1 protein-coding gene is annotated in these 297 nt (G+C 64.3%); it reads right to left on the bottom strand.

All coding sequences use genetic code 11. The annotated features are described in order from the left end of the window. Positions 1-45: 45 nt before the first annotated feature. Positions 46-297, bottom strand: a 252-nt coding sequence (locus tag FS507_RS19960) for a hypothetical protein (protein ID WP_222121462.1), incomplete at its 5' end; no start/stop codon positions are given.

Raw genomic sequence — 297 nt, 5'->3', positions numbered from 1 at the left:
CACCCTTACCCCCCGACCTCAACCACCATCAACCCCCCAAAACCCTCATTCCACCCCATCCTCACCTTCCTCCTCTTCCTTCTCTTCCCCCCCCTCCCTTTCTCCATCATCCCTCTCCCTCTCCACCTTCCACCTCCTCAACCCATCCCTCACTACCTCAACACCCACTTCTCCCCCCTCACCCAACTCCACCCCCTCATCCACACCATCCCCCACACCCCACCCCACATCCAACTCCCCCCCCCCCCCCGTCAACCCCATCATCTCCCCCACCCTCCCCTCCTCCCCCCCCCCCCC

It is taken from the genome of Corynebacterium glyciniphilum AJ 3170 (assembly GCF_007673095.1).
Lineage (GTDB): Bacteria > Actinomycetota > Actinomycetes > Mycobacteriales > Mycobacteriaceae > Corynebacterium.
Note: the sequence above shows the minus strand (reverse complement) of the source record. Positions and strands in the feature narration are given on the sequence as shown.